This is a genomic window from Mesorhizobium sp. Root695 (genome assembly GCF_001428185.1).
Lineage (GTDB): Bacteria > Pseudomonadota > Alphaproteobacteria > Rhizobiales > Rhizobiaceae > Mesorhizobium.
Genome location: NZ_LMHO01000029.1, coordinates 1 through 23502, shown reverse-complemented (window position 1 = coordinate 23502; position 23502 = coordinate 1). Strand labels below are relative to the sequence as shown.

The following is a 23502-nucleotide window of genomic DNA, read 5'->3' as shown; positions in this document are numbered from 1 at the left end:
TAGCCGATTTAAGCGCCCCGTAGCCCGTATATCGAACGAACTTTCGCGGATTTGCTGAACAGTGGTGATACCCGCGAGTGGCAGGAAAAAGCCAAAGTGGTCCGGGAAGTCCGGATAGGAGCAGGCTACGGTTTCACCGCTGGTCAGGTCCTCGGCCTCGAAAACTTCGCCATCCGTCGCCAGCACGAACTTTGCCTTCGCCCTGGCCGTTGCCGGGCTAGCCCTGAGGGCTGCCAGCGTCTTGCCGACTTCACCGGCCGGTGACACGGCGATGTGGATATTGCTGGTCTGGAGAACGCCGCCCACGTCCGACTTGTTCGATGCGCCGGCGCGCAAGCGTTTTAACGTGGTTTCCTTGTTACCGAAGGCCTGGAGGAACAGGTACGGGAACTCCTCGCGGTCAAAAGGCTGCTCCGCAAGCGCGGATATCGCCTGTTCAATTTCAACCGCGTTCATCGGCTACGCTCTCCAACTGAACAGCTGGGGCAAAAGATGGTCGGTCTGATCACTGGCAATGTCCTTTGTCCCTCAAGATCTACCCCAAATCCAAGATGTATGCATTCGGGCAAGAACGGCCGGTGCTCACAAAACAAGCACTTGGCTAAGCTGCCACCTGGGGCAACTCTTCCCAACGCGTGGTGAAACACGGCGATTTCCGGTCGAACTTGGTTGACCAGGATCGTTTCAGCCCCATAGCTGCCGGCACAAGCGTGTTCCGGCCAAAGCGCCCATTCACGGCGTCCATCGCAATATTCAGCCTAACCCGCTCCTCACGATCGATGATCGCCAGCAAGGACGTTTGCACCATGGTTGCGGGCATGAGTTCGGTCAACATGATACCAGCCTTGGCGTAACGGTATCCACTACGCCAAGCGGCAGCGGCCGCTGTCGTTGCTGCGGCAACCAGCTCCAGGGTATCGTCGGTTGGCTCCAAAAACTCGATCGCCTTACCCGTATGGCTCCATTTGTCGCCGTTAAAGGCGTTGGTGTGCATGAAAACTAAGCCCTGGACGGCACAGAGCCCGTGCCGCCGAAGTTTCTCGGCCGCGCGCGTCGCGTAGGCCGCCACCGCTTGCTGCATCTCGGCCAGCGAAGTCACCGGCCGGCCGAAGCTGCGCGTCACTGCAATGCCCTTTCGTCCTGCAGGCAGGGTTTCTAGCGCAAGGCAGGCGATGCCATTCAATTCATGGATCGTGCGCTCGCCAACCACAGTCAGCAGCTGACGGCCGCGTTTCGGCTCCAGGGCGCGCAACTGCCCGACAGTCTCCACGCCGATCGCCTTCAGCTTGGCGGCCGATGCGACGCCAATGCCCCATAACTCACCCACCGGCGTCGCCGGCAGGTACTTCTCCCGCGTCGCCACGTCGCTGAAATCACAGACCCCGTTCAGCTCCGCATGGTTCTTCGCGGTCCGGTTCGCCAGCTTGGCGAGCGTCTTGGTCGGTCCGATGCCGACACACGTGGGGATGCCGGTCCAGGTCCGGACGGTTTGCCTCAACTGCTGCCCGTAGGCCACATAGTTGCCGCCGCCCAGGCCCGTGATGTCGAGGAAGCTCTCGTCGATCGAGTAAACCTCCACCTCCGGCGCAAACTGGTGGTAGATCTCGTTCATCCGCCGGCTCATGTCGCCATAGAGCGTGTAGTTGCTGCTGAACACCGCCACCTGGTTCTTCCGGCACAGGTCGCGGATCTTGAAGAATGGCGCGCCCATGGCGATACCCAGGGCCTTCGCCTCGGGCGTTCTGGCCACCGCGCAGCCGTCGTTGTTGGACAGCACAATCACCGGCCGCCCGTTGAGCGCCGGCGCGAAGGCGCGCTCACAACTGCAGTAGAAGCTGTTGCCGTCAATCAGCGCGTAAACGCGCTCTACGCGCGGGGCTTGTGCAGCGTCCACGTGACCACCCCCCAGATTTCGACCTGGGAGACGTCATCCATCGGAAACGCCGGCATGTCTTTGTTGGCAAATGTGAGGCTCGGCGGATTGCCGCGTCTGAAGAGTTTGAGGCTAGTTTCGCCGTTGATCACGGCCACGACCACAACGCCGTCTTTGGGTTTGACACTTCGGTCCACCACGACGACGTCGCCGTCGAAGATCCCGACGTCCCGCATGGAACTGCCGGCCACGCGCCACAGGAACGTCGCCGGCTTGTTCTTGACCAGGATCCGGGTGAGATCCAGCTCGCCGTCCAGGAAATCATCGGCCGGGCTCGGAAACCCCGCGCAGATCCGCGTGCCCATCACCGGCAGCACGATCGGCACCTCCGACAAGGTGCCGAGGCATATTAGAGGTGAGTGACCTAAGGGCATTTCGAGAACATATCAGGAACATATTCCTGCGCCAACGAAATTGATTGTTGTTCGGAATTCAGGGTGCCCCGCACCCCTGCCTGACCGGCGAGGTCCGGGGGTAGCACGGGCAAGAGGGGATGGGTGCGGTCGCAGGCGAAGCCGAGGCTCGGCCCTCTTGCGCGTGCGAGGGGCGGAGCCCCTTAGCATAGTCTATGGAATCAAAGCAGTCGGGTGACATCAGGCTTGCTGTGCCAACAGAAATCTTTGGCGAGAGGCGGGCAGCCCACCTTTACTTCACAACTCGACTTTGCTCCTCTGTTGAACCGGCGCTTGGGGCGCCGCTATTCAGGGGAGCAACAATGGTCGACCGTCGCGCTGAAGCATACGCCCAGCAATTTTCACCTATTTTCGTTAGCCGATACATAGACGCCGCCAGAGCCGGCCGCAGTTCCGAAGTGCCGGCGCCGATCCGTTCAGCGGTGGAAGCCTATGCCCACGGGACCGTCGACAACAGCGGCGTGGACGTCAACAACTGGGTTTACAACGCCCTCTATCAGCATCGCGTCAAAACCGGCGGTGACGTGACATTGCCCCCTGAATACGACAGCGCCGGGAAAAAAGCCGCCAAGATTGCCGGGACGGTAGCGCTGGGCGTCGGCGGTGCTTTGCTGAAAAGCGCCTTCGGTCTGTCGAAGCGCGGCCTCTTCAAGTAGGCGGTCGAGCTCGGGGGCATCGAATGTTCAAGAAATTCGCGTCACTGTTTCAGTCTGCACCACGTCCTTCTCATGCCAGTGGAGGATCGGGCCGTTACCTGGAGGCCATCAATGCGGCGCCGGATCCCGATTCTCCTGCAGGCCAGCGACTTATTGCGCATCGCCGCAGGGCGCCCATAGAGCTTCAGATAGCCGTCACATCCCGCGTTGCGGCCTGGGCGTCGCTGATCAGCATGGGCTCCCCGCAGGGTGTTAACTCGGCTTTCCTGCCTTATCTGCTGCAAGCCCATACAGCCGATTTTTACACCAAGAAGATGCTGTACTGCATGGTGCAGAATGCCATTTACGACACCTGCAGCACGCCGGCGCAGGTCCAAGCGGTCTAGCCATGCCAGCGGAATGGCTCATCCCGGTTGAAGATCACGCGCACATCGGCGACGTAGTAGTCGGTCTGCTCGAATGCGGCGGTCTTCACCGGAACCGGCGTGTTCCGGAACACTACCACCGGCTCAAGATATTCCTGCAGCAGCCAGACCGATAATGTGCGCCACTCACGCCAGCCTTCAAGGCGCTCGATGTAGCCGCGCCGAACCAGTATCGGCGCGGTAAACTCATGAAGCTCCCTGCCGTCCATGCCGATAACGTCGAAGAAATTGGCCTGCATGTGATTATTGACCGAAACCGTTTCGCCGAGCCTCGGCAATTCTTCGAGCTCCGTGCCAGCGAGTATGGCGTGGCCCTCGCCGAGAGGGAGGGCCATGACGACGTCGTTGAGGTCCTGGCCGTCATAGATGCCTGCAGGGAGGCCGGCATGGCGGCAGATCTTCGCGGCGTACTGATCATAAACGGGAGCGGCCATTGGATGTTCTGAAGCTCTACGTCTGGATTTTTCGAGGCTGCTGGCTGATCGGCTGGAAAATCGTGTCTTTCATCCTGTCGAGGTTTGACAGGCCTTCGCCTAACAAATCACAGCCGGCGGGCACCGTGCAACCGGCGCCGCCGTCGATACCCAGCCAAATGGTCCAGCGCAGCGAGGGCGTCGCACCGGTCCAGGTGACCATTCAGAACATCATGCCGCCGGGGTCGGCGGCATCAGCGCCCGCGGCTGCCGTTCCCGCGGCAGCGCCGTCCCCAGCACCTTCGTCATCGGGCCGATCGCCGGCGGCCATTCTCGGCCGCCCCGACCACATCATCTATGCGACCACGGGCAGTCAGCTGATGATTCCGCATCCCCGCTCGAGCGAGCTGCTCGAACGGTTGGACTATCTCATCTATGTCGCGGCACACCGAAACGGCCAGCCCTTCTCGGTGCCGCCCAAACCCGATCGTTCCACCGCCGTGGCTGCGCCGGCCCTCCGACTTGCCGAACCGCTCAATGACGGTGGCTTCGATGTGGTGGAGCCGCACGTCTTGCCGGCCGAGGGCGCGGTCTGGATCGCTCGCCTCGGCCGCCGACCCGAGAAAATGAAGGGCGTTCCGCGCAGGCTCGTTGAAAAGACGGAAGTGGCCCCTCCCCCTCAAGCCGAGATGCTTCTGCCGGCGATCGACGATGATGTGTTCGCGCCGGTCACGCCGCGTGCCATGCCGGCGCCGGACGGAGCTCTGTGGTTGGCAAGAAGCGAAGCGCCGTTGATGTCGGTGGAGAGCTATCGTGCCCGTTAGTGGCGCGTGTGCGGGCAACCGGTTTGCTGTGGCCTGGCGGCCGTGAGAGGCTAGACGCATGGACGTGCTCTATTGGACAATCGTCGGACCGATTAAGCTGCTGCTCCTGGTGCTTCAGGGCCTGCTGTGGCTGGCGCGCGCTCCTGGAAAATACCGCCGTTACCGACGCCGCAAGGGCGGCTCTCATGGCTCCGCCAAATGGGCCGGGCGGCTCCACCAGGTGTGGCACGGCGCTGTCCGTGGCCAGGGTGTCATCCTCGGCCGGGGCGCCTTCGGCCGCCTGCTGAGGTTCTCGCAAGACGGCATGATCATGGTGTTCGCCACAATGGGCGCCGGCAAGGGCCTTGGTGTCGTGATCCCGAACCTGCTCAGCTATCGTGGATCAATGGTGGTCACCGACCCAAAGGGCGAAAATTTCGCCATCACCCGCCGGCGACGTGCCGAGCTCGGGCAAGTGTGGATGCTCAATCCAACCGATCCCGCGCACTCCGAGCGTTTCAACCCACTCGACATCGTGCGGCAGGGCACGCCAAACGAAAGTGACGACGCGGAGGCTCTGGCGAGCCTCATGGTCGCCTCGGAAGCCGACGGCCGTGAAAAGCACTGGGACCGCAAAGCCGTGTCGCTGATGAAGGCGCTTATCCTGCACACGCTGCATGAACCGGATGCGAGCCGCAATCTCGCGACCGTGCGCCGCCTGTCGGTGGGGTCCAAAGAGACCTTCATTGCCACCATGCAGGAAATTGCCGAACACTCCCCTTCCCTGGCCGCCCAGGAGATCGCGTCCGGGGCACTGACCAGCGCGGTCGACGCCGATGGGAAGTTCTCAGAGGAATTTTCATCGATCCTGTCCAACCTGCAGAAGGGCACCGAGCAATGGTCGGCCGGCGCTCCCGCCGGCGTCCTGTCCAGCTCGTCGACGTTCACCCTCAACGATCTCACCACCCAGGTCTCAACCCTGTATCTCTGCGTCGACGAGGACGTGCTCGAAGTCTACGGCCCCTGGCTGCGCGTCATGGTCGGCTGCGTGCTGAAAACGCTGACACGCGCCAAGTCGGCGCCTCCCAAGCGCAAGGTCGTGCTGCTGCTCGACGAGGTCGCCGTGCTCGGCCGGCTCGAGCCCCTCGAGCGCCAGGCGGGTCTGCTGCGTGCCTACTGCACGCCAGTGCTCATCTGGCAGAACCTGCCGCAGGTCCAGAAAGTCTACCAGGACGGCGCCGCTGCCTTCCTCAGCAACGCGTCAGCGCGGCTGTTCTTCGGCGTCAACGACAACGACACCGGCGATTATGTTGCACGCATGCTCGGGCCTGGGACGTCGATGTCCAGTTCCACCGGCACCAGCCAGGCCACCGGCCAATGGTCACGCGAAAATCGCCAGGACGGTCTTTCCGAAAGCGGTTACCCGCTGCTCGATTCCGCTGAAGTGCAGCGCCTGCCGCTTACGCGCATTATCGCCAAGATGCGCCACGTCCCCTACCCGCTGTTCGGCCGACGTCTCGATTACCGCAAGGTCTGGCGCTGGAAAGGCAAGTGGGATCGCTGGACTGGCTCGCGACCACAGGGGTTTACCCGGCCGCCGGCGCATGGGCCTGGTCCGTCTGTCGTCCAGAGCAACCGCGTCACCGTCGAAGCTCCTTTGCTGCCAACCGACCAGAACAGATCCGCTCCACAGCCTGGCGCCCTCTGATTGATGGGGCAGAAAGCCCACATCGGGGCTTTCTGGTCCCAAGCCTCCTGCCCCAGCCTGGCTGCGGGTCAAGGCCGAAGAGCGTAGCGTGCCTTGAGGCGCGGCCGGGATGGGGCTTCTTCGTTAGCGTCGACGCCCCCGCGAACCTGACCGCCCACCGCTCCGGACACGGCGGATCCAGCGCTCGACCTCGCGCATCCGCACCAGTCCCGTTTCACGCCGACGTGTGGTGACACGCAGAATGCCGTCCAGGGCTTTCATCAGCGCGCCGATCTGCGCAAGCCTGCGACGGGCATGGGCAGCCTTGCGCTCTTTTTCCGCAGCGGTCGCCGCCTTGGCCTCCTTGCCCGCCTTCCAGCGATTGAACCGGAATTGACGGCTAACAGCGATGCCTTCCAGGTGGAACGCCGCGCGCCGTTCCCAGTAGTCGACCTTGCGCCGAACCCGGTCCATGCGATGATTCAACGCCTTCAGCCGCCGGTAGCTGTCGGCGTTGTTGGCCGTCAGGATCTTCTCCAGGAAATTGAGGCGGCTGCCCTCATCGCGTCCCGGATAATCACGCCGGCGTCGCTGTGGCGCTGCGCCTTCGCGTTGTTTGTAGGCACCCACCTCGCGCACCCGGCTCTTGGGCTGGTTGTCAGGCCTGGTCGCCTGCTTGGCCTGGGGGCCAACGTGGATCTCCGGACGGCGGGACAGATCTGCCGCCCGCGCTCTGTCATGGGCTGCGATAGCTTCTTCCCGCTGCGCCTTGAGGGTGCGGTGGTCCACGCGCTCCCGCTTGCCGGCGCGTTCCAGCGCGCGGTTGCATGCGAGCTCCCACTCGATGCGCCAGACCTTCAGCAGCTCCCGGCTGTTCCATTCGCGGGTCTTCACCGGGTCGAGCCCGCGCGCGGTGGCGCGGCGCATCGTCAGCATGACATGGGCATGGAAGTTTTTGGGGCTTTGGCCCTCCTCCGCAATCGGATCGTGCAGGGCAATATCGGCGACCATGCCACGCCGCACGAAATGCATCTCTGCGAAATCGCGGACCAGATCGATGCGGTCCTCACGCGTCAGCTCATGCGGCAACGCCATGTTGAATTCGCGCGCGAGCTGGGCGTCTTTGCGCGTCTCCATCCCTTCGACAGTGTTCCACAACAGCGCGCGATCGGCGAGCCAGGGCGCCGCGCCAGGCGGCACCAGGACCTCGGCGTGTACTACGCCGCGCCGGCCGCTGTAGTCGTGGGTCTGCCTGTGATGGTGGTCCTGCAGGCGCTCGCCCGATCGGTAGGCGGCAGCCGCCACAGCCTTTGAGCCGGGCCGCCAGCTGCCGTCCTGATTGGTGCCTGACTTGCGACCGAGCACCTGGCCTGAGAAGTGATAGATGGCCACGTTCCGCCCTGTTCAAAAACTGCGCGGGTTGCCCGCGCAACACACCCGATTTTCATGCCGGAACGGCATTCCTTTCCGGCGAGAAGCCACGCCCCTGTGGCCGCCGGAGCACCTATGTTGCGAAGCAATGTATAAGTGCGCTATTACCTCTGTCAATCTTCCCTCTTCCCCCTCTCCTGTGTTCTGCTAACGTCACCCGATGTCACGCTCTCCACTCGAACGCTCCGTCGGCTCCTGGGCCTCGCCCTCGCGACTTCTCGGCAATCTTGCCGCACTCATTCTGGTGCCGCTGTTCGTGCTGTTCGTCGTCGACCAGTACGCCCTGCCCTGGTTCCACAAGAAGCCGTTCCTGTTCTGCATGGCGACCAGACCTCTGGTGCAATTCGCCGGCGAGCTCGGCGTGCTCATCACATCGCTCGGCCTCATCATCTGGGCTGTCAGCTGGTTCCGCAGTGAGGGCGCCCTCGGCATCGTCGCCGGCGGCGTGATGCTGTTCGTGCTTCCGTTGATTATGGGCCACTACCTCGGCGCAACCTGTATACCGTAGCGGTCGCGCTCCGCGCGAAGCTGGGGGTTCCCCCCAGACCCCCGCCGCGCCCAACGGCCCGTGCATCCAAAGCAACCGAAAGTCCGAACTACCCCGTGGGGGCTGTCTGCCCCCACACCCCCGAGGATATTTGGACAAGGGTTAGGACGGGTAGGATTAGGTTTTGGATTTGGTCATGTCGCGGAGACGGGCCTGCAGCCGCGCAATCAGCTCGCCGATAGGCACACCGGGCCGAGGGTCATTGAGGCTGGCCCGCTGCATGGCCTCAAGGAGACGGGTGTGGATCTCCACCTCGTCGACGCTAGAGCCGCCTTCAGCGGGCGGCATCCGACCAGGTGTGCTGTCAGTCGGGCTCGCCGTCATGGTTCGGGAACCGTTTGTCGTGCCCGACAACGGTGCGGTTTGCTTCAGCCTCGAAAAAGGCTTTTAGAGTGGCTTCAGCTTCGGCAGCCGACAAGCTCGGCCGGGGGTCGTCGATCGACCAGCGAATCCGATCACGGATCGCCTGCAAAGCATCTGTCACACGTGTGGCACTCATGACCCCGGCTCATCCTGGAGGTTGGCCGGGTAGTCCTGGCCTGCGTAAAGGATGCGGAGCACCCGGACGGCCTGCCCCTCGATGCGATAGATGATCAGGACACGGCGCTCGAAGCTCAACGTGCGAATGCCGGCGCCGAGCTCCTCCCGGCGCGGGCCACTTTCGGGCATCTCTGCCAGCTGCTCGCAATGCTTCCGGATACGACGCACAAAGGCGATCGCCCGTTCCGGGCTGTCCTGTGCGATGAAGTCGTCGATTTTGTCGAGATCGCTTTCCGCGAAGGCGTGAAAAGTGACCCTATGCGTCACGGCCTGCGGCCTTCATGCGCTTGGCGTGTTTGCGCTCCAGGCGCTCAAACACTTCGTCGGCCGGAATATCCGGACGCGGATCGTCAAGGGCTTCCTGCACCTTGGCGCGCATGATGGCGGTGATGGTCTGTTCCTCGCGGTCGAGGGCGCGGAGCGCCGCACGAATGACCTCGCTGGCGGAATCGTAGGCGCCGGACGACAGGCGCGCGTCGACGCTGCTCTGCTGGCGGCCGAGGGTCACGGAGATCGGTTTGCTGGTTCTCATGGCAGATTCTTTCGTTACCTCCCTTATAGCACGGTGTGCGACAGTGTCATACAAATTTCTGACACCCGTATTCCCAAGCAGATCTCTTAGCGGCGGGTTTGACCGCGAAAATGATCCGTGATTCACTGTGGTCGCGGTACAGGCCGGGAGGCCGATGACCGTCAAGGGTTAGGACGCCACCCCTCGCGGGTGGCGTTCAACCAATCTCAAGCCTCACAGAAGCCCGTAGGGCGCGTTTTCCACCCTGTCCGGTGCACCGGCGCCTCCTCACAGCCAAAAACGTCTGTACGGCCTTCCTGATAGCCAAGGCGATGTTGCCAGGCTCCCGAGGTTGCCCCTGATCACCGGCCTTCTTCTCTTTAAAAATCCCAATTTGAAAAACGCCGTAGGCCCTTTTTCTGAGATTCTGTAAGGCTTTTAGGAAGAAGGCTTTCTGTAGGAGTCTTTCTGGGTATTTCTGTTCTATATAAGAGGGGCGCGACCAAATCAGCGTAAATTGAGCGACCAAATCAGCGGCCGCCCGCGACCAAATCAGCGCATCTTTTCCCCTTACCGCGACCAAATCAGCGCATGGGCGCGACCAAATCAGCGCAGCACCCCTATCAAGGGCTTGAAAGACTTGGGAAAAATATACGGTTAAGTGCGACCAAATCAGCGTACCTAAATAGCTGCGATTGCTCGCTTTTTTCGTGCAAGTGATTCGGATTGAGGGGTTAGCCGCGAATGCGGCGCGGAATGGCCAAAACGGAGGCCTCGGCGGCTTCCATTTCTAGGCCCCGGTCGGTGAGCTTGATCGGAAGCTTCGGGAAGATCTCGTGGATGCTGGCGAGGTCGTCGGCCAGCTGGGCACGGAAATCGCGGTCACGCGCGAAACCTTCACCAAACTGCGCTTTCAGCGGCTTCCAGTCCAGCACCAGCCGCTCGTTGAGGCGGGTGATGCGGTAGCTGATCCAGAACAAGAGATCGAGTTTGCGGGCCGAATTGGAGAAGGCGCGCAAAGCGCGAACGTCGATCGGCAGGGCGTGCTTCTGCAGCTCGGCGAAAAAGCGTTCCGAAAAGGCGATGGTGGTGGGCCACAAACTCTGCTGGTCCGGATGGTCGCCGAACCACAGTTCCACTCGTTCCATGGGCTTCACGTCGATCTGGGAGGACTTCTTGCCATCCCAGGCGCTGAATTCCATACGGCAAGCCGCCAGGGCGCGCATCTGCTCCTTGAAGGGCTGGATGGAGCCGTTAGCCCCTCCCCTTACCTCGAAGCCCATGTCGAGCATGAACGCGCTGAGGGAGTTCGCGGTCTCGACGATCGGGCTGCGGTTCTTGAGGGCTTCGGTGCTGAGGTGAGCCATGATGAGGCGCGCCTTAGGACCCCACGGGATCGGCTGGGCGACTAGCTTGCCGTCCGGCGAGCGCAGATAGCCTGGTGATACCGTGACCGCCATGCGGCCCTGCTGGCGCTCGAAGTATGGCGTTCCCGTCGGGAGGCGGCGGTAGGGCAAGCCGCAGATGGCAAGCGGGGTCGGCAGGAACCGCAGGAGATCCGGAGACGGTCCTTCGCTTTCGATAACTTCGCGGACGATGGCGCGCCGGCGGGAGTCTCTGGATAACGTCGCGAGGTGTGTCGCGCGCGCGGCCGCCTTGACGGCGTCGGCGTCGCGCTCGGCCTGCTGGTGCTCAAGATTGCGGACCGTTGTCTCGAACAGAAACTTGCCACGAGCCTCTTCAAGCTTGGCGAGCAGGTCGGCGTCTCGGATGGCGTAAGTGGTCACGACGGCACATTAGCCCTGATTCGGGAGTGCGGGGAATTGGACTGCCTGAGTTGTAGGCATCTTTCGGCGGCGTAGAATCGTAAAAGCGTAAATGCGATTTTACGCTTTAGGCTCTGGAAAGGCCTTCTCAAGCATCTCCCGGATGGTGTCGGCCATGTTTACGCCGCGCATGGCGCATTGTCCCTTGATGCGCTTGTGCAGGCTCTCGGTCACATCGATGGTGAACCGCTTCATCGCCTCGGCCGGCGCCGGCGCCGGTTTCAGCTGGGTAACCTTGGCCCCCTTCCCTTCCGGGACGTCGTTCGTTGCCGTGCCTACCCAGGCGTCAGACGCCGGCGGCAACGGCGCGGCCTTGGTCGGCATGTTGAACGGGACGGTCTTGCGGCTCATGCAACTTTTCTTTCTTGCTGGTTGAACAACTGCGAGGCCAGCTTCGCAATCTCGCGGGCGGCGTCGCCATGCGGTGCAACCTCGATGACGGAAAGCCCCTGCCCTGCGCTCTCCGCGTAAATGACGCGCTGGTGCAGCGCGGCTGTCAGCACGGGAATATCTCCGAAAGCCTCAAGGGCGGTAACCACGTCGCGGCCGATCGCCGTATTTGCGATTTTACGATTAATCGCAAATACGCCTTTCAGATTGGGCTTGAATTGCTGGGCTTCGCGGATGAGGGCGACAGTGTCGGCGGCGGCCCAGATATCGTAAGGCGACGGCTGTACCGGGATGAGCACCACGTCGCTGGCCAGGATGGCCGCGCGCCCGAGCTCGTTGACGCGAGGAGCGCCGTCGATCACCACGACCTCGTAATCCTTGGCAATATCCGGCAAGTCGCGGTGCAGGGTCGGCTTAGCCATCCCTACAACCGAAAAGATCGGTGCGAGCGCGCGGGCGCTTGACCAGGCGAGAGCGCTGCCCTGGGGATCTGCATCGACCAGGAGCACGCGGCTACCGGTCTTTGCGAGGGTTGCGGCGAGGTTCACGGCGATCGTGGTCTTGCCGACACCGCCTTTCTGGTTGAGCACGCCAATGATCATGCCGTCGCCTTTCTGTATTTGTGGTTCGTCGCATTTACGATTCTACGACGATACGATTTCACGATTTTCAGTTTTCGCCCAGCTTTGGTTAACAAAGCCCTAACGACCAGTGGCGGCCGAGCCACATTTCTGCAAAAGCGTATTTACGATTATGCGATTATACGACTTGTCGGGGCTCTTGATCCGAGGCCACCAAGGCCTCAAGCAGCGCCCGATAGGTTTCAGGTAGGTCGTGCTCCCGCGCGCCATTCCGAATGAGCTTAAGATATTCAAGATTCGGCAGCGGCGGCGCCTCCTGGGGGACGCCGATATAAGTTTCGACCTCCACGGCGATGTCGTCCATGACGACGCTAATTGTGGTGCGGTAGTAACTGTTCAGGTGTGCGGCACGCCCGGCAACGAAGCCTTCGTTGGCGTCCAGTCGCGCGGCATCCGCCGTCGTGAGGCGATAAACGACGCCCCAGACGTCGAGCCCGTCAGCTGCTGCGACCGACGACACGCCACAGCCGCGCCCCTTAGACAGCCTCGGGAAGGTGAGCTGGTGGCCGGGGAGGCAGGCTTTGCCGACTTTCGTGGCGCCCGGACAGCGGGCCTTCATCTGGTCGGTGTCCATGTTGGAGCCGTAGGCAAAGTAGAGCATGCGTGCATCCGAGCACGGTTACGATAAAGCGTAAAGTCGTAAATACGATTCTACGCTTTTACGAGGCGGCTAGCCCGCCTCCATGGCGTTGACGCGCAGGGATGCAGTGAACTGGTGCTGTTTGTCGAGCTCGATGCCGAGGAACTGGCGGCCGGCCGCTTTGGCGGCTACCAGGGTCGAGCCTGAACCGCAGAACGGGTCGAGGACGAGCTCGCCAGGCTGGCTGAAGGTCTCGATGAGCGTCTGCAGCGGTGCCACCGGCTTCTGGGTAGGATGAAGGCGGTTGCCGGTATAATCCCACGGCATGACGTCGGACACCGGCCGGGCAGGGCAGGGGGCCTTGCCCTTGGCGAGAAGATACGCCTGCTCGTGATGATGCCTGAGGAAGCGGCGGGACGACGCGTAAGGTTTGCAGAACACCAGGTGCCCGACAATCCGGAACCCGGCTGCTCGCCAGGAGTCAAGGAACTCGCCGGCGTGGTCCCAGCCGTAGAAGCTGACGCACAGGCCTCCGGGCTTCAGCACGCGGTGCATTTCAGCGAATGCCGGCTTCAGCCAGCGGGCATTGTTGTCGTTGGCTACGGTGCGGCCGGAGCGGTCGCGGTAGCGGACCAGATACGGCGGATCGGTCAGGATGAAGTCGACCGACCCGGCCGCGAGGCGCTGCATCTGTTCGATGCAGTCGCCAAGCAACACGGTGTTGCAGGGGAGGGGACCCACTAGTCCCGGTCCTCTTGCGGTTTCGGTTTGCGAATGACCAGCCGGCCGTTGAGGGGCAGGGCACTCAGGGTGATGTTGAAGCCTTCGCCGTCGTCGTGTGGCCACGCCGCGCCGACCTTGGTCCAGTGCGTCTTATCGCCTTCGCCTTCGACCACGTAGACTTCGTGGCTGGGTCGCTTGGATTGTTTCTGTGTCATGGAGATTTCTCCCGTTGGTTTCTCCGGCTGCGCCTGTCGCGGCCGGTCGGGGAGCCTTGGCGCCGGCTTGCCTGAGCCCGGTACGGGCGGGCAGGGTCAATGGCCACACGGGAGCGTAGCGAAAGAGCGGGCAGTCCAATTGACCAGGCCAGGCGCCGGCGCATCTCCCGACCGATGCCGGCCGCGCTGCGCAGCCTACCGACGGAGATCCATACAGAACGCCAACGCTTCCCAGCTCAAGGATTGAAGCGCCTTTGCGATTGCCGCCTGGTTCGGGGAGGGGGCTCTCACTTCCGATGATGAGGCCGAAGCTGCCCCTGAGATTGTCCCGGCAGGACGGGGCGCCATTCCTCGCCACGGACCGGGGCTGTCTTAAAGGCAGCCCCTTCGCTCAAATACACCGCGTTTTCGCGATGGAGCAGGGACGGAGCAAAGCCAGGGCAGGCCGAGGGCAGGGATTATGACGCCGGCGATTTCCTAAAAGTGTGCTCCAGACCTTGCAATCACCGTTGCCCATCGCTAGATACAGGCTGTCGGCTCGCTTGGAGCAGGCCCAGAGGAGCCTCTTATGAAGATGTTTATGTTTGAAGGAACGCCTGAGGAGATCAGTCAGGTCGTCCAGAAGATGCAGCCCGGTGAGCAGGTCATGGCTATTCCGGTCACGAATGCTCCCAAGCAGCCGCTGCCTCCGGGTGCGGCTGGCGATGGCTCAAAGTTCGTGACGGTTGATTTTGCGCGGCGTGTGCTGACGCGCATCCCGCTCTCCACCGGCATGCTGGCAGTGCTCAAGAAGCTCTACGAGGCCCATCCTGATTGGGCTTCGAGCGCAGAACTCTATGAAGCGAGCAATTACAGCATGAAGCAGTTCTCCGGCCTCATGGGTGCCTTCGGCCGTCGTATGGCCGGAACTTCGGCTTATGACGATGAGGCCGATTTCTTCGATTACCAGTGGGACCATACGGCGTCGGCATGGCAATGGCGCCTTCCCGACTCTGTGCGTGAAGCACTGGAAGCCGAGCACCTGTTCTAGAACATTGCCTGAAGGCCCTCGCAAGGGGGGCCTTCAGGGCCTTACTCCCGAAGCGTAAATACGATTTTACGATTATGAGCCCGGTTAACCGGTCATCATGCCGAGCGCTTAGATCAGGATGCGTTCGACCTCGTCGAGGCTAACCTCGTCATGCCGTCGATCATAGAGCTGCGTTGTCCTGGTCGACGCGTGGTTGGCCATGTGTGCGGCCTTCTCAAGCGTCCCGCCATTCTTCAGGTATGCGGTGATGCCGGTGGCGCGGAAAGTGTGGTTGCCGATCAGCGTGTCGATGCCGGCGGCGGCTGCCCGCCGGCGGATCATGGCAAAGGCGTCGCCCTGGGTGAGGGGGGTCTCCGACAACTGGTGAGTGCCGCGTCCGATGGTGCGGAACAGCGGCGAGCGCGGGTGGTCCCGCAAGGCGCCGGCGTCCAGGTAGGCGTCGAGATACTGCTCTAGGCTGTGATGGCAAGGCATCTCATGCCGCTTGCCGCCTTTCTCGTGCAAGCGGACCCACAAGCGCCGATTCTGCACGAATAGGTCGCGCACCTCCATGCCGATCGCGGCACCGATGCGGGCAAAGGAGTAGGTCATGAGGGCGATGAGCGCCCGGTCACGTAATCCGATGATGGTGTCCACCGGAATGCTGTCGATCAGCTGACGTGCCTCCTGGGGCGCCAGCACCGGCGTTTTTCCTGTGCGGGCCGAATACTTGGGCGCGCGGACCGTGTGGGCTGGGTTGCTGGGCATTGCCTGGCCAACCACCATCCAGTCAAACAGGTGGCGGATGGCCGCCAGGCGCTGCTTGACCGTCGGGACGGAATGGCTCCGGCCGAGCTCCTCGATCCAGGCTGCGACATGCATAGGCTGGATGGCGGGGAGGGCGGTCACGCCCCGATCGCCGCACCAGGCTAAAAAATCAATTGCGGCTCGGGCATAGGCTTTTCGGGTGTTTGGATTGCGGATGTTGGCGGTGAAAAACTCCAGAAATCGCATCTGCAGCTGCGGGTTCGCGGCGCCGATAATGGCGGGCAAAGAGGTGTGGGAAGGAAGAATGGAAAGCTCGTTCATGCCGGTTCTCCATGCTGGGGCAGGGTCCGATGCTCTTTCCGCTCCCACGTCTCGATGAGAAACAGTGCGATAGAGCTGGCGGCGTTGATGGCGAAATGGGCAATGCGCGGGTCGATGCGCTTGAAGCCCTTCTCCCGGCCGTGAGCGTCGCCGGCGTGAGTGCGCAATGCTCCGATACCCTTGGCCACAGAGGTCAGCCCGCCTAGAATCTGCCTGATGTCAGCCTCGACCTCGGCCGGCAGGTCAGACCGGCCAGGTGACAGCCCAAGCGGCTCCTGGACCGCGCGCAGAAGGCCGTCGACGTCTCTTTTCGCGGGCAGGGGGAGCCCGAGCTCGATAAGAATCGACCGACAAACGGCCTCGACCAGGGAGCAGGCGGCAGTAACCGCGTCCTCCGGGTCGTCTTTGGCATTCGGCAACGCGCGGGCAATCTCGGCCTGCACGGTGTCGAAGTTCAGAACGGTGATCTTGGTGATAAAGGGCTGGATGATCATGCCCGAGGCGCCCCGGACGGTCAGGTGGGCTTTTCCGCCCACGACCGTCACCGCCAGCCCGTCAGGCTCAAGGGCTCGGTTCAGGTGCTCTCTGACTGCCGCCGCCTTGTCGGGCTCGGCCAGATACTCACGGGGGTCACAAACCTTCAAGACAATGCGTTCGAGGCGCTCGTCGCCTTCCCAATGCGAGCTGGTCTCCCGCAGGAAGTCGGACGTGGCCGGCACCCGCGATTTCACGCCGATGCGCATGTCCAGACCGCAATCCATGAAGAACTTCTCGATTTTTGGCCCTGACCGGTAAATGCCGATCGGCGGCGACTGGTCGTTACCGGCGCCGCCGGTGATCGTGTCGACCAGGGCGGTGATGACGTACATTGAGAAGCGGCCGGTCATGTGCATTCCTATCTATGATAAAGGACATTATCATAGATAGCGCTAACCCGGAAGGGGCTTACGCCGGCATCGGCATGCTTAGCATTCGTCGACAACAACGAAATCAGTTACGTTCGCCGCGCGGACTGATGCGCAGTAGCAGGAAAAAGCACGATGGCACGTTCAGCACTTCTCAACGTCATGGTTCAGGCCGCAATGAAGGCTGGCCGCTCGCTGTCGCGCGACTTCGGCGAGGTGCAGAACCTGCAGGTCTCGCTGAAAGGTCCTGGCGACTATGTCAGCCAGGCCGACCGCAAGGCCGAGGACATCCTGTTTGCTGAGCTGTCGAAGGCGCGTCCCGGCTACGCCTTCCTGATGGAAGAACGCGGCGTGGTCGAAGGCGATGACAACCAGCACCGCTGGATCGTCGACCCGCTCGACGGCACCACCAATTTCCTGCACGGCATTCCGCTCTTCGCCGTCTCGATCGCGCTCGAGCGCCAGGGGCAGATCGTGGCCGGTGTCATCTACAATCCGGCGATGGACGAGCTCTATACGACCGAACGCGGCGGTGGCGCCTTCATGAACGACCGCCGGCTGCGCGTCTCCGGCCGCACCAAGCTGGTCGACACGGTTATCGGCTGCGGCATGCCGCATCTGGGACGCGGCCACCACGGCAATTTCCTCGTCGAATTGCGCAACGTAATGGCCGAGGTCTCGGGCGTGCGGCGTCTCGGTTCCGCCGCGCTCGATCTCGCTTACGTCGCGGCCGGCCGCATGGACGGCTTCTGGGAAACCGGCCTGTCAGCCTGGGACATCGCCGCCGGCCTGCTGTTGATCCGCGAAGCCGGCGGTTTCGTCTCCGACATTGATGGAGGGCAGGATATGCTCGACAACGGCTCCGCCGTTGCCGGCAATGAGGTCATCCAGCGCGCGCTGCTCAAGACGGTGAAAAAGCCGCTGGCGCCCCGCTGAAAGATGCCGCGCGCTGCAGCGCCGCAGTCGTAAAACCGTCGGTTCTATGCGATCGGAATGGTGCTGGCGGCCGGTTCGGCGCACGGCATCGAGTGATATCGAAGGCGGCTGTCGGTGTTATTGCCGAAGGGTTCCGGTCTTTGGGTCATAAGCGTAGCCGGCGATCGTGCCGTCTCTGATCTTCTCGATAGCTTCGTCGATTACAAAACGAGGCACCAGGAACCATTCTCGCGGGATGATAGGATTCCCGAAGCGATCCTTAATTTCGATATCCAGGCGTGCGGCGCCGAAAATGCGATGGATGACGTTCTCAAGGCGCGCGCGAGAAATGTTGAAGAGCTCATAGGTGGCGACAATCTCCACATCGGCCATCAAGAAGGTCGGGTCGAGCCGTGCGTTGGCGATGCGGCGTTCAACGCTGCCGCCCGTCACTCCAATCTTATGCAAAATTGCACGGTTTGCGACGACCGTGGGATCGTTGGATTTGCTGCGCAGCACGTAAATTGTCCCGCTCGCCTGGTCACCATCATCGCTTTCCTGGGTGAACAAGGGACCAGCCACGGGATCTGAGATGCGCCGGCCTGCGTCGTCCTTATGCAGAGCTCGCTGCAACGAGCGCATCAGTAGATTGCTTTCCGTGCCGTTGTCGAAAATGACGCGAAGACGCGCGTCAGTGCGGCCTTGGGCATTCGAAAAAACCTCCCCCATTTCTGCAACATAGGCCTTTTGGCCACCGACGATGAACAAATGGCCGGGCTGAATCTCGGCTTTCATCGCGAAGAGAGTGGTCTGCCGGAGCCCCGTTTCCAGGTCTTTTTGTACCTGCTCGAATAGGGGCTTAAACTTCTCAAAATCCTTGCAAAGCTCTCGGTTGGCAATGTCCTCGGCGGCTCGGCGATCAACCGTTGAGCGGACGTGGCGCAAATCGGTAAGGTCATCGGTCGCATCGGCAGTTACACCCAACTGGGCCAGCAGTTCGTCGTCATCGTCGGGTGCTATTGGGGCTTGTGACCGCGAAGCGGCTGACACAAGCAGCCCCTGGCGATCGAGGGGTTCCAAAAGAACACGGCAGTCTTCCAAAGCGCGCAGGCGATCGAGGCGCACAGCATAAATCCGCTCGAAGATATCGCCGCCCTCACCATGCTGCGGGTTGCGCCCGTGCTGCTCAACGAAACGCTGGATTTCCTCAAACCCCGCGATGATGCGTTCCTCGTGGGGAGACCGAGCGGACGCTTTTTCCTGCTCGATGTCGACGCCTAGCGCGTCCAACAGTTCAAGGTCGGAAAAGTCGGTCATTGTGCCGCCTCTTTGGCCTTGCGGGCGAGAAAGGCGACGCCCTCAGCCATGCGCTTTTCCCACGCGTCGGCCGACGTGATCGACGGCAGGCGACCGCGCTCCTGTTTGAATGCCAGGGCTCGCCTAGCCAGTTCGCGCGCATCTTCGAGCGACAGGTTGACGCGCTTGGCGGCGATGATCGCCGCAACCTGCTTGAGGCTTTCCTCGCTCATCGTCTTGGCCAGGATCGAATAAGCCTCGCTGAACGGGTTGATGCGGTCGATCATGTCGATGTCGAGCTCCCGCACGTCCATCGCGAATTGCCGAACACCCTGAATGAAGGCGGTGTTTCCGACGGTGGCGGGGTCGACTGAACTCAAGGCGATTTCCTTGGCCTTTTGGGTCAGAGTAAGGGCGGCCACGGCGTGCTGGCGCACAGCCTCCTGGTCCTCGGCATCGAGTTCGGGGTACTTATCCTTGATGATCTTGCCCATGCGCAGCTGCGTGAGCTCCTCAGGCACCAGCTCTTTGTCGAACAGGCCCCGCTCGATGGTGGTCTTATCCTGGACGAAGGTTGCAATGACCTCGTTGAGGTCTTCTTTACAGATACGAGTCGCCTCTTTGCTTTTTGGTTCGACCAGGCCCTTGATTTCGATCTGGAATTGCCCGTTCTGGTGGTCAAAACCGACGTTACATTGACCGGGATCATAGCCTTTCTCGCCATAGTCAAACCCTTCGGCCGGCCCGCTGGTGGGTGTCTTGGGCGTGAACGAAAAACGCGGGGCAAGCACCTGCTCCATGAGCAGGCTTGCCGCTATCGCCTTTAGCGTATCGTTGACGGCCTCGGATACGGCCTGCTCGGAGGCATCAGGTTCCGCGATCAGATTGGTGAAACGGGTACGGGTCTTGCCCGGAGCGTCGCGTGTCGCGCGGCCGATGATCTGGACAATTTCCGTCAGACTAGACCGATAGCCGACCGTCAGCGCGTGCTCGCACCAAATCCAGTCAAACCCTTCTTTCGCCATACCAAGAGCGATGATGATGTCGACATGGTCGCGATTGTTCTTTTGCGCCGGGTCCTTCAACGCGGCAGATACACGGTCGCGTTTGGCAGGGTCGTCGTCGACCAAGTCGGCTATTTTCAGGACACGACCATCGGCCGTTTTCACTAGCTGGAAACCGGTAGCTGGATCGGTCCCCTGCCAGTCGCCCAGCTCCTCAATGATATGCTCAACCTCGCGAATCTTATCCTTGGTGCTTTCACGCGCATTGACGTTGGGAATGTGAATGATGGTTTTTTCCGAGGAATCCAGCACTTTCAGAATGTCGTCGGAATAAGGCCCCGAATAGAAATAGTAGCCGATATCGAGCTCTTTCAGATACTCGTAGCCATTTAGCTGCTCATAATAGGTGTAGGTGACGGTATCGAATTTAGACTCGTCCTCGGGCGACAGCACAGCGTCCGCGTCACCCCGGAAGTAGGAACCGGTCATCGCCACGATATGCACGCGGTCCCGGCCGATAAATTGGCCCAAATGCAGGCCAAGCTTGTTGTCAGGGTGGACTGAGACGTGGTGGAACTCGTCCACAGCAATCAGCCGATCGTCGAACGCTTCGACACCGAACTTGTCGACGGCGAAACGGAAGGTGGCATGGGTGCAGACCAGAACCTGGTCGTTGCTGGCGAGGAAGGCCCCCAACGCGTTGACCTTACCGCCGTCGGCGCCGGGCGCGTTACACAGGTTCCATCTGGGCGCAACGGTCCAGTCGGCCCAGAAGCCGTATTTGGTCAGCGGCTCGTCGTTGAAGCTTGAGCCGATGGACTTTTCCGGCACGACGATGATTGCCTGCTTGAGGCCCTGGTTGTGGAGCTTGTCGAGGGCAATAAACATGAGCGCCCGGCTCTTTCCCGACGCCGGCGGCGATTTGATCAGCAGGTACTGTTCGCCCCGCTTTTCGTAGGCGCGCTCCTGCATTGGGCGCATGCCGAATTCGTTGGCTTTGGCGGAATTGCCCGTGTGAGCGTAGGAGACCGAGATCGATGGTACGGATTTGACTTCACTGTTCACGCGCTTGCCCCTGCCCTTTGTTTATTGCTCGCTCCCTGCACGGCGATCATCTTGGTGTAGAGCTCGAAAAGCTTTTCCAGCCGCTCGGTATCATTTCGGAACCGTCGGCCGATATAGATGCGCTCCAGCACTTCGTCATTTCGTTCGTGGGCCTCGCGCAGATCAGCAGGCATTTCGTCCGAGTTATAGAGATCGGCGATCGTTGCCGGGAAATGCGCCTCGCGCGCCAGCAGAATGTCCTCGGCGCAGCGCTTGAGGTCGGCATTATTCTTTTCGGTTAGTGTCGGAACCGGAAAGGTGTTCCAGCCAAGCGTGTTGGAATATCGCAGCCGCGTTTCAAGTTTACCGCAAACCGTGGCCACCCAAATGAGGTGAAGCTTGCTGGAGAGGATAGCGAGGTTGTGAAGCCTGCTATCCGTGATCTGCATATGGGGCGCGATCACCAGCGAATCTTCATCTAGTAGACCTGCCGTAATGTATGGTCGCCGCTCAGACAAAATTTGCGGGACGAAAATCTTACTTCCGGGACGGTGCCGCCGCTCGGCAAAATACATCGGCGTTTGGCTGAGTCGTTTCGTGGCCGCACGTGGGCTCAAGCTTCGATATTCTTTGACGCGGTCAAAGACACCGGAGAACTCAGCGACCTGCTCATCAGTGAGCTTCGTCTCCGGCTCGATATATATTGCAGGTCGAACGATCCCATTTATAAACTCGTTGCCGCCTACTGAAAATTTAAGGATACGGCCGTTATCCGGATTCGCGCGCAGTGCCTCTCGATACGCATCGAACGAAATCGTGAACGCGTTGTTGTCGTTAGACATACTCCCATATGACATCGGAGAAAGTTCCGTCGACAACGGTGAGCCTCGCTTTGTGACCACGACGTCAGGCATCGACACCAAGTAAGGACCAATATTGGAGACAGTTCGGGCAGAGTCTCCATCGTAGATTGCCCTTTGTACGGTATCTTCCTTTCGTGAGATGCCCACGATACAGCACGAAACGCCTGCATTATTCGTAGCTTGGTTCGCCCACTTGAAGGCGGTGTGACACCAAGCGATTGCAAGGTCGAAACGCTGAAGGATCCAAAAGACGATCTCTGCCTGCTCCCCCTGGAAAAGGCTCGTCGTGCTCACGAGCGCAAACGACGAGCGCGGGCTCCGCGTGATATAGTCAGCGGCCAGTCTGACCCAGCCTCCGACGTAGTCCAGGTTGCCAAAATTTATAGGATCGGCGTTGAATACGTTGGCGATTTCGGCCTTTTGCGGCTGCGTCTGGTACTTGGTCCCCAAGTATGGCGGATTGCCGCAGATGTATGTCTCGCCCCCTTCATTCTGGAAGTCGATCTGCGCCTGATCGACCGGCGTACTGAACAGGTCGTCGCCTTGCAATTTCACGCCCGTCCCGGTCGGCGGACAGGTGCTTAGCCAGTCGAGTCGCAACGCGTTACCGCAGGTGATCCAGTTCTGGGCATCGAGCGGCAGAAACTCGGCCAAAGCCTCTTTCTGGCCGCGATAGAGCACATCGCACTGATACTCAGCGATAATGAGCGCGAGGCGCGCAATCTCGGCTGGAAAGTCCCTAAGTTCAATGCCGCGATAATTGGTGAGCGGGATGTCGCTACGGCAATCGGCCTCACCGCGTCGCCGGTTAATTTCCGCCTCGATCTCGCGCATCTCCTTATAGGCAATGACCAGGAAATTCCCGGAGCCGCACGCTGGGTCGAACACTCTAATCCTTGCCATGCGCTTGCGCAGATTCAGGAGCATTCGGGGGTTATCCGCAGCCTCCTCCAGCTTCTCCCGTAAATCGTCCAGGAACAGCGGATTCAACACCTTCAGGATGTTCGGTACGCTGGTGTAGTGCATGCCGAGCGCTCCACGCTCCTCATCGTCGGCAACGGCCTGGATCATCGACCCGAAGATATCGGGGTTGATCTTTTTCCAATCGAGATTGCCTATGTGCAACAGGTAGGAACGCGCAATCTTGCTGAAGCGCGGCACGTCGGTGCTGCCCGAAAATAACCCACCATTCACATAGGGGAACGCGTCGGCCCAGCGGGGCAGCCGGGCGCCAGCCCTCTCGGCGGTCTTGGTGTTCATGGCCCGAAAAAGCTCGCTGATCACCGTATGGGTGTCGGCGGAGTCCCTGGCGCTCATTCGCTCGATCGTGCCTGTAAACAGGCCCGTCTGCATGAAAATATCGGTGTCTTCCGCAAAGAAGCAAAAGATCAGCCGCGCCATGAAGTGATTCATGTCCTGCCGGCGCTCGCCGGTGCCCCACTCCGGGTTCTCCTTCAAGAGCTCGACGTAAAGCCGATTTAAGCGCCCCGTAGCCCGTATATCGAACGAACTTTCGCGGATTTGCTGAACAGTGGTGATACCCGCGAGTGGCAGGAAAAAGCCAAAGTGGTTATCGAACGAACTTTCGCGGATTTGCTGAACAGTGGTGATACCCGCGAGTGGCAGGAAAAAGCCAAAGTGGT

At 61.1% G+C, this 23502-nt stretch carries 26 protein-coding genes; 7 read left to right on the top strand and 19 right to left on the bottom strand.

What is annotated here, in order from left to right:
• The 3 genes from ASD99_RS23175 to ASD99_RS23165 form a co-directional block, all read right to left on the bottom strand.
• A partial coding sequence (locus ASD99_RS23175) for a type IIL restriction-modification enzyme MmeI (protein WP_320410781.1) occupies window positions 1-456 on the bottom strand: 456 nt, incomplete at its 3' end.
• A gap of 145 nt (window positions 457-601) precedes the next feature.
• Window positions 602-1894, bottom strand: coding sequence for a Y-family DNA polymerase (locus ASD99_RS23170; RefSeq protein ID WP_057145046.1), 1293 nt, complete (start codon window positions 1892-1894; stop codon window positions 602-604).
• The gene (locus tag ASD99_RS23165) at window positions 1867-2250 is read right to left on the bottom strand and encodes a translesion error-prone DNA polymerase V autoproteolytic subunit (RefSeq protein ID WP_320410780.1); all 384 of its coding nucleotides are present in this window, start codon (window positions 2248-2250) and stop codon (window positions 1867-1869) included. Before ASD99_RS23165 ends, ASD99_RS23170 begins: the two co-directional genes overlap by 28 nt.
• Before the next feature lie 398 nt (window positions 2251-2648).
• Between ASD99_RS23165 and ASD99_RS23160 the strand changes: the two genes are divergently transcribed.
• Together ASD99_RS23160 and ASD99_RS23155 are read left to right on the top strand one after the other, a co-directional pair.
• Window positions 2649-3002 (top strand): hypothetical protein, encoded by a 354-nt coding sequence (locus ASD99_RS23160; RefSeq protein WP_057145044.1) that lies wholly within the window; start codon window positions 2649-2651, stop codon window positions 3000-3002.
• A 23-nt stretch (window positions 3003-3025) separates the two neighbouring features.
• On the top strand, window positions 3026-3388 hold the full coding sequence (locus tag ASD99_RS23155; protein ID WP_057145043.1) for a hypothetical protein: 363 nt from the start codon (window positions 3026-3028) through the stop codon (window positions 3386-3388).
• On the opposite strand, the gene ASD99_RS23150 is transcribed toward ASD99_RS23155, so the two are convergent.
• Window positions 3385-3861, bottom strand: coding sequence for a hypothetical protein (locus ASD99_RS23150; protein WP_057145042.1), 477 nt, complete (start codon window positions 3859-3861; stop codon window positions 3385-3387). The genes ASD99_RS23155 and ASD99_RS23150 overlap by 4 nt on opposite strands.
• On the opposite strand from ASD99_RS23150, the gene ASD99_RS23145 reads away from it, so the two are divergent.
• Entirely contained in the window at window positions 3861-4664 is an 804-nt protein-coding gene (locus tag ASD99_RS23145) for a hypothetical protein (protein WP_057145041.1), read from the top strand. The genes ASD99_RS23150 and ASD99_RS23145 overlap by 1 nt on opposite strands.
• Window positions 4665-4722: 58 nt before the next feature.
• Window positions 4723-6351: a type IV secretory system conjugative DNA transfer family protein gene (locus ASD99_RS23140; protein ID WP_057145040.1), complete on the top strand. Its 1629-nt coding sequence runs from the start codon at window positions 4723-4725 to the stop codon at window positions 6349-6351.
• Between the two features lie 123 nt (window positions 6352-6474).
• On the opposite strand, the gene mobQ is transcribed toward ASD99_RS23140, so the two are convergent.
• Window positions 6475-7722, bottom strand: coding sequence for a MobQ family relaxase (mobQ, locus tag ASD99_RS23135; RefSeq protein ID WP_057145039.1), 1248 nt, complete (start codon window positions 7720-7722; stop codon window positions 6475-6477).
• 199 nt (window positions 7723-7921) lie between these two features.
• On the opposite strand from mobQ, the gene ASD99_RS23130 reads away from it, so the two are divergent.
• The gene (locus ASD99_RS23130) at window positions 7922-8269 is read left to right on the top strand and encodes a hypothetical protein (protein ID WP_057145038.1); all 348 of its coding nucleotides are present in this window, start codon (window positions 7922-7924) and stop codon (window positions 8267-8269) included.
• 343 nt (window positions 8270-8612) lie between these two features.
• On the opposite strand, the gene ASD99_RS33605 is transcribed toward ASD99_RS23130, so the two are convergent.
• From ASD99_RS33605 to ASD99_RS23085, 9 genes are all read right to left on the bottom strand, one after another.
• Window positions 8613-8792, bottom strand: coding sequence for a hypothetical protein (locus ASD99_RS33605; protein ID WP_156389056.1), 180 nt, complete (start codon window positions 8790-8792; stop codon window positions 8613-8615).
• Window positions 8793-8803: 11 nt separating this feature from the next.
• The gene (locus ASD99_RS23125; protein WP_057145037.1) at window positions 8804-9115 is read right to left on the bottom strand and encodes a type II toxin-antitoxin system RelE/ParE family toxin; all 312 of its coding nucleotides are present in this window, start codon (window positions 9113-9115) and stop codon (window positions 8804-8806) included.
• On the bottom strand, window positions 9105-9380 hold the full coding sequence (locus ASD99_RS23120) for a type II toxin-antitoxin system ParD family antitoxin (protein WP_057145036.1): 276 nt from the start codon (window positions 9378-9380) through the stop codon (window positions 9105-9107). The genes ASD99_RS23125 and ASD99_RS23120 overlap by 11 nt, the downstream gene beginning before the upstream one ends.
• A 713-nt stretch (window positions 9381-10093) precedes the next feature.
• Window positions 10094-11146 carry a replication protein RepA gene (locus tag ASD99_RS23110; RefSeq protein WP_057145034.1) on the bottom strand — a complete coding sequence of 351 codons (1053 nt, stop codon included), beginning with the start codon at window positions 11144-11146 and terminating at the stop codon, window positions 10094-10096.
• 99 nt (window positions 11147-11245) lie between these two features.
• Window positions 11246-11536 (bottom strand): plasmid partition protein ParG, encoded by a 291-nt coding sequence (locus tag ASD99_RS23105; protein ID WP_057145033.1) that lies wholly within the window; start codon window positions 11534-11536, stop codon window positions 11246-11248.
• A complete protein-coding gene (gene parA, locus ASD99_RS23100) occupies window positions 11533-12177 on the bottom strand; it encodes a ParA family partition ATPase (RefSeq protein ID WP_057145032.1) in 645 nt (214 codons plus the stop codon). Before parA ends, ASD99_RS23105 begins: the two co-directional genes overlap by 4 nt.
• Window positions 12178-12334: 157 nt before the next feature.
• Complete coding sequence (locus tag ASD99_RS23095) at window positions 12335-12817, bottom strand: gamma-glutamylcyclotransferase family protein (protein WP_057145031.1); 483 nt, start codon at window positions 12815-12817, stop codon at window positions 12335-12337.
• Window positions 12818-12886: 69 nt separating this feature from the next.
• Window positions 12887-13537, bottom strand: coding sequence for a DNA methyltransferase (locus ASD99_RS23090; protein ID WP_057145030.1), 651 nt, complete (start codon window positions 13535-13537; stop codon window positions 12887-12889).
• Complete coding sequence (locus ASD99_RS23085) at window positions 13537-13734, bottom strand: hypothetical protein (protein WP_057145029.1); 198 nt, start codon at window positions 13732-13734, stop codon at window positions 13537-13539. Before ASD99_RS23085 ends, ASD99_RS23090 begins: the two co-directional genes overlap by 1 nt.
• Window positions 13735-14302: 568 nt before the next feature.
• Between ASD99_RS23085 and ASD99_RS23080 the strand changes: the two genes are divergently transcribed.
• Window positions 14303-14764 (top strand): hypothetical protein, encoded by a 462-nt coding sequence (locus tag ASD99_RS23080; RefSeq protein WP_057145028.1) that lies wholly within the window; start codon window positions 14303-14305, stop codon window positions 14762-14764.
• A gap of 108 nt (window positions 14765-14872) precedes the next feature.
• On the opposite strand, the gene ASD99_RS23075 is transcribed toward ASD99_RS23080, so the two are convergent.
• Both ASD99_RS23075 and ASD99_RS23070 read right to left on the bottom strand, forming a co-directional pair.
• Window positions 14873-15832 (bottom strand): tyrosine-type recombinase/integrase, encoded by a 960-nt coding sequence (locus ASD99_RS23075; protein WP_057145027.1) that lies wholly within the window; start codon window positions 15830-15832, stop codon window positions 14873-14875.
• Entirely contained in the window at window positions 15829-16719 is an 891-nt protein-coding gene (locus ASD99_RS23070) for an abortive infection family protein (protein WP_057145047.1), read from the bottom strand. The genes ASD99_RS23075 and ASD99_RS23070 overlap by 4 nt, the downstream gene beginning before the upstream one ends.
• Window positions 16720-16872: 153 nt before the next feature.
• On the opposite strand from ASD99_RS23070, the gene ASD99_RS23065 reads away from it, so the two are divergent.
• Complete coding sequence (locus ASD99_RS23065; RefSeq protein WP_057145026.1) at window positions 16873-17673, top strand: inositol monophosphatase family protein; 801 nt, start codon at window positions 16873-16875, stop codon at window positions 17671-17673.
• Window positions 17674-17790: 117 nt separating this feature from the next.
• On the opposite strand, the gene ASD99_RS23060 is transcribed toward ASD99_RS23065, so the two are convergent.
• From ASD99_RS23060 to ASD99_RS33970, 3 genes are all read right to left on the bottom strand, one after another.
• Window positions 17791-18969 carry a GIY-YIG nuclease family protein gene (locus ASD99_RS23060; protein WP_057145025.1) on the bottom strand — a complete coding sequence of 393 codons (1179 nt, stop codon included), beginning with the start codon at window positions 18967-18969 and terminating at the stop codon, window positions 17791-17793.
• Entirely contained in the window at window positions 18966-21017 is a 2052-nt protein-coding gene (locus tag ASD99_RS23055) for a hypothetical protein (protein WP_057145024.1), read from the bottom strand. Before ASD99_RS23055 ends, ASD99_RS23060 begins: the two co-directional genes overlap by 4 nt.
• On the bottom strand, window positions 21014-23502 hold a 2489-nt coding region (locus tag ASD99_RS33970; protein ID WP_057145023.1), incomplete at its 5' end, for a class I SAM-dependent DNA methyltransferase. The genes ASD99_RS23055 and ASD99_RS33970, both read right to left, overlap by 4 nt.